4 protein-coding genes are annotated in these 3405 nt (G+C 73.1%); 3 read left to right on the forward strand and 1 reads right to left on the reverse strand.

Annotated elements, in window-relative coordinates; all coding sequences use genetic code 11:
- The first annotated feature begins 237 nt into the window (after positions 1 to 237).
- Together ACFV0O_RS22455 and ACFV0O_RS22460 are read left to right on the forward strand one after the other, a co-directional pair.
- Positions 238 to 696, forward strand: a complete 459-nt coding sequence (locus ACFV0O_RS22455) for a DUF6542 domain-containing protein (RefSeq protein ID WP_380344518.1) — start codon at positions 238 to 240, stop codon at positions 694 to 696.
- A complete protein-coding gene (locus ACFV0O_RS22460; protein ID WP_380344521.1) occupies positions 689 to 2407 on the forward strand; it encodes an LCP family protein in 1719 nt (572 codons plus the stop codon). The genes ACFV0O_RS22455 and ACFV0O_RS22460 overlap by 8 nt, the downstream gene beginning before the upstream one ends.
- Before the next feature lie 67 nt (positions 2408 to 2474).
- Here ACFV0O_RS22460 and ACFV0O_RS22465 read toward each other — a convergent pair whose 3' ends face one another.
- Positions 2475 to 2771, reverse strand: a complete 297-nt coding sequence (locus tag ACFV0O_RS22465) for a hypothetical protein (protein ID WP_380344524.1) — start codon at positions 2769 to 2771, stop codon at positions 2475 to 2477.
- 129 nt (positions 2772 to 2900) lie between these two features.
- Here ACFV0O_RS22465 and ACFV0O_RS22470 point away from each other — a divergent pair, with 129 nt between their 5' ends.
- A complete protein-coding gene (locus tag ACFV0O_RS22470) occupies positions 2901 to 3281 on the forward strand; it encodes a VOC family protein (protein ID WP_380344527.1) in 381 nt (126 codons plus the stop codon).
- The last annotated feature ends 124 nt before the right edge of the window (positions 3282 to 3405 follow it).

Raw genomic sequence — 3405 nt, forward strand, 5'->3', positions numbered from 1 at the left:
GGCCTCCTTGTCTTGAGGCCCCACACTATCCACCCCCGTGTTTTCTTCAAACGCCCCCCCCCCCGCCCCCCCCGGGGGCGCCCCGGGCCCCCCCCCCCCCCCCCGGGAACCGGACGACCGGCCCGGACGTCCAGAACTGGAAGCACCGCGAACGGATTTCCGAACGACGGACAGGCGCCGGAGCGGGCACCGGCGCCACCAGGGCGCACGGGACACGGGAACACCGGGGGTAAGTGCGTGGCAGGACAGCGAGGACGGTCGCCCGACCAGGGTTCGCGACGGCGGACGGCGGGCGGACCCGGCGCGCCCGCACGGCCCCTGCCCGGCGGCGCCGCACTGCCGGTGGCCGCGGCCCTCGGGCTGCCCCTGGCCGGCGCCGCGGTCGACGAACTCTCCGGCCCCGGCATGGGCCTGGCGTTCGCGGTGGGCGCGGTGCTCGGCACCGGCGTGGCGGCGGCGCTGAGCAGCCGCAACGGCTGGTGGTGGCTGCTCGCGGCCTCACCGCTGGTGGTCCTCGGCGCGACGGCCGCCGTCGAGCTGGCCGCCCACCGGGACCGCTACCAGGGAAGGGGCCTGGCCACCGGCGCCGCGAAATGGGTGGTGCAGGGCTTTCCCGTGATGGCCGAGGCCGCGGCCGCGGCCCTACTGGTGATCGTGGTCCGGCTGGTCCGGCACCGGAGGAGGCACCGTGGCTGACGACGCCGAGCAGCACACCCAGCGCACCGGACGGACGGGGCCGGCCCGGGGCACCGAGCGGACCGGGGGCGCCCCGGAGGCCGGAAGCGGCGGCCGGGCAGCCGCCCGCCGCGGCGACGGGAAGCGCACGTCCTCCCCGCTGCTGATCGCCGGCCGGGTGGTGGCCTGCACCGTCGGACTGGCGGTGTTCGCCGCCAGCGGGGTGGTCTGGTACGAGTACAAGCAGCTCACCGACGGGATGACCACGTCCGACGTCATCGCCGAGACGAAGAAGGACGCACCCAAGCACCTCGACAACTCGGTCAACCTGTTGCTGATCGGCCTGGACAGCCGCAAGAACATGGACGGCTCCGACCTGCCCCCGCAGTTCGTCCAGGACGAGCTGCACGCCGGCCACAGCTCCGAGATCGGCGGGTACAACACCAACTCCCTGATCCTGCTGCACATCCCGGCGAACGGCGGCAAGGTCCAGGCCGTGTCGATACCGCGCGACGACTACGTCATGACCTACAACGCCGACGGCTCCCAACTGGGCATGGCCAAGATCAAGGAGGCCTACGGCGCGGCCAAGGACAAGGCCGACCCGGGCCTGCGGGCCAAGGGCCTCAAGGGCGCCGACCTGGAGAAGGCCGGCCGCGACCTGGGGCGCGCGGCCACCATCCGCACCGTGCAGAAGTTCCTCGACCAGCCCATCGACCACATCGCCGAGGTCAACCTGATGGGCTTCTACGACATCGCCAAGGCGGTCGAGCCGATCCAGGTCTGCCTCACCCACGACACCAAGGACCCGGCCATGGAGGGCCAGGGCTCCGGCGCCGACTTCAAGAAGGGCATCAACACCCTCAACGCCGCCCAGGCGCTCTCCTTCGTCCGCCAGCGCCACAACCTCGACGGCCCCGACGGGAACTCCGGCGACTTCGCCCGCACCCACCGCCAGCAGGCCTTCATCTCCGCCGTCGTGCACAACCTGAAGCAGAAGGGCATCGTCGGCGACCTCGGCAAGATGCAGCAGCTGATGGGCGTCATACAGAAGGACCTCGTCATCGACAACGAGTGGAACATCCTCGACTTCGCCCAGCAGGCCCCGGCACTGACCGGCGGGAACGTCGAGTTCAACACCCTGACCTTCGACGGCTTCGGCACCCGGAACGGCCAGGACGTCAACCTGGTGACCCCGGCGAAGGTCCAGAAGGTGGTCAAGCAGCTGTTCGGCTACGCCGACGCCGCCGCACCGGCCGCCACCGACCCGGCCGACGGCACCCCCGGCGCCACCCCGCTGCCCACGAGCCAGACCCCCACGCCGACCCAGACCGCCGACGGGACCGTCACCGTCGACGTCCTCAACGCCTCCTCGGCCGCCGGGGTCTCCTCCACCGCCGAGTCCAAGGCCCTGGTCGCGATGGGGTTCAAGCAGGGCCGGACCGGATCGGCGGCCGGCCGGCCGAAGACCACCACCGTGGTCTACGGCAAGGGCGCCAAGGAGGCCGCCGACCGGATCGCCGCCCGCTACGGCGTGACCGCCACCGAGTCCACCTCCGCCACCGTCGGCGCCGACCGCGTCGTGGTCACCCTCGGCACCGGCTTCACCGGCGTGGGCGGGGACAAGTCCGCGGCCCCCACCGGCGGCTCCTCCGACCCGGTCGCCAACCTCCCGATGCAGGGCCCCGGCGTCGACGCCCAGTCCGACGGCGGCATCCCCTGCGTCTACTGACGCGCCCCGCCGACCGCACGGTGCCCCGCCGACCCCGGCGGGGCACCGCTCACGACCACTCGAAAGCTCACGACCACTCGAAGTAGAGCGCCGGCCGCACCGGCCGCGGACCGCCCGGCGCGAAGAGGAACACCAGGTTCACCGTCGGCCCGGACGGCTCCTCCAGCCGCGGGCCGCGGATGCTCAACCCGAACTCGTTGATCCGCCGGCCCGCCCCCGCCCGCACCTCGCGGCACCAGGCCTCCAACGGCTCGACCGGCAACCCCCCGTACGCGGCCGGCTCACCCGACAGCCCGTACGCCGAGGACCTCGACTGCTCCGGCGAGACCTCCTGTCCGGTGTCCGACGTCGGATCGCCCCCCATCGCTCGATGCGATACCCCGACCCCGGGGGCCCCGGACCGCCCTGGTGCAATTCTCCGTACTATGTATAGTGTACTGCGTACGGGGTAATCGTACGGATGCCCCGCGATGCCGACGAGAGGGTTCCCGCCTTGCAGATCACCAAGACCGCCGTCTCCCTGACCGTCGAGGACGTCACCGCCTCCGCCGCGTTCCTCCGGGAGCACTTCGGATACACGGAGGAGATGTCGGCCGACGGCTTCGTCTCGCTCGGACACCCGGGCGGCGGGGTCAACGTCGTCTACCTGCGGCGCGGCCTGGAGGTCCTGCCGGAGGAGCAGCGCCACCGCACCGCGGACGGCGTGATCCTGGCGTTCGTCGTCGAGGACGTCGCCGCCGAGGAGCGGCGGCTCCGCGAGGCGGGGGTCCCGATCACGCTGCCGCTGCGCGAGGAGCCGTGGGGCGAGAAGCTGTTCCAGGTCACCGACCCGAACGGGGTCGTGATCGAGCCGGTGGAGTGGGCCGCGCGGTAGCCCCGGAACGACCGGCGCCCCTCGTCCCGGCCGGGGCGGTGGGGCGGCCCGGGCGGCGGGGGGAGCGCCGCCGCCCCGGCGAGTGTGGTTGACAGCGCCCGCAGCCGCGGCCTCGCCCGGGGGC

The sequence above is a fragment of the Kitasatospora sp. NPDC059577 genome, from assembly GCF_042735475.1.
GTDB lineage: Bacteria > Actinomycetota > Actinomycetes > Streptomycetales > Streptomycetaceae > Kitasatospora.